Origin of the sequence: Candidatus Rhabdochlamydia sp. W815, assembly GCF_018642185.1 — a bacterium.
In the GTDB taxonomy this organism is placed as follows: Bacteria; Chlamydiota; Chlamydiia; order Chlamydiales; family Rhabdochlamydiaceae; genus Rhabdochlamydia; species Rhabdochlamydia oedothoracis.
Window position 1 is genome coordinate 1 of the sequence record NZ_JAAVTY010000176.1, and the last position, 1,493, is coordinate 1,493.

Genomic DNA, 1,493 nt, shown 5'->3' on the forward strand with positions numbered 1-1,493 from the left:
ACATGCTATGCTCGGGTGCACAATAGATGTTTTTTCAAGTATTTATATGTTCTTTTTTGTGCACTTCAAGGTTGAAAGGGCCCTGAATAAAAATAGATCTCTTGCATAACCAAATTGTTTAAGCGATATAGCTGGAAATGCTTTTGTTAAGATAGGAATCTATAAATGAAAGGGCCCTTTCAACCTCGAAGTGCACAAAAAAGAACATATAAATACTTGAAAAAACATCTATTGTGCACCCGAGCATAGCATGTTTGTAGATAATCTCCTAAACACTTCTAGTGGAGTTTCGAAGTTGAGAGCCTTTCTAGGTCTGTTATTTAGTAAAGTTTATATCCTTGGAAGTCGTATCTAAAAAGCTTTGTGTTTTAGGAAAATATTGCCTATTGACATGGTCCGCACATCATAGAATAAACTTTTAAAAGAATATTGCCCTTAAACTCTTTTACTTCTTTCTGAAAGTTTAAAGCAGTAACGGTGGCAATGTTATCTTCTAAAAGAGGAGGTTTGACGATATCTGCAATGATCTCTTGCATAGCTGTATAAACTGGAAGAAATGTTTCAGATCCTGTTTTAAACAGCTTTTTTACCGCATCTGTTCTATAAAAGCTAAGAAGTAATTGGATTTCATCATAAGTAAATATCTTATTGAAAGGTTCTGCAAATCTTTTTAGATAAGCTTTGCTCAGAAGCTTTTCTTTTGTATTGGCAACAACCTTCTTAACATCCATATTATTCTTTGCAGAAGTAATCGTCTGTTGAGCTAGCGAGGGCAGCATTGCATCCATTTGATCTTGTTGCAAAACAGATAAACGTACTAGTTCCATAGCATCTTGCATCTTTGTATCTGTTTTCATTTCTGTAATGTTCTGTACATTGGTATCAGTCTTCATTTCTGTTCCTGCGTTAATATTACCTACCACAATCAGTATAAAAAAATCTCTTTAAACATATCCTCTCTATATTAGTTAATCGTTTCTACTTTTTCTTTGCACGGAACATTCCCTGAGAGCAAAATTTTTTAAGGCTTCTGAAATGATGATAAAAATTCTAAGAGTATTCTTGAAATAGTTTTAAAAAAAATTGGTTGGCGAAGTCAGAAAAAGCAGTGGTAGGAAAGAGAAAACAAGCTTTGTAATTATTGATGCTCAAAGTGTTAAAAATACTGATACAGCGGAGAAGAAAGGATATGATGCAGGGAAAAAAAGACATATAGCAGTCGATACCCAAGGGCTCCCTCATGCGATTCACATTACCACTGCTAATATCACTGACAGAAATGGGTGTATAGCAGCATTTTCACTACATAAAAACCATTTGTTCGGTGTAAAAAATGTTTTAGCAGATGGAGGATATTCTGAAGAAAAATTTGCAAAGAGTGTGCAGGAGATATTAGAAAGAAATACACTTCATACTTTTACAGTTATTCCCAAAAGATGGGTTGTAGAGCGTTCTTTTGCGTGGATAGAAAAATGTCGCAGGCTATGGAAAAA

General features: G+C 34.3%; 1 protein-coding gene and 1 pseudogene. One reads left to right on the top strand and one right to left on the bottom strand.

Translation table 11 applies throughout. From position 1 onward, the window contains the following. Window positions 1-383 precede the first annotated feature (383 nt). A complete protein-coding gene (locus tag RHOW815_RS08035; protein WP_215217774.1) occupies window positions 384-923 on the bottom strand; it encodes a DUF2059 domain-containing protein in 540 nt (179 codons plus the stop codon). Window positions 924-1,077: 154 nt separating this feature from the next. Here RHOW815_RS08035 and RHOW815_RS08040 point away from each other — a divergent pair. Beyond that, window positions 1,078-1,493: pseudogene (locus RHOW815_RS08040) on the top strand (transposase); the annotation flags it as partial.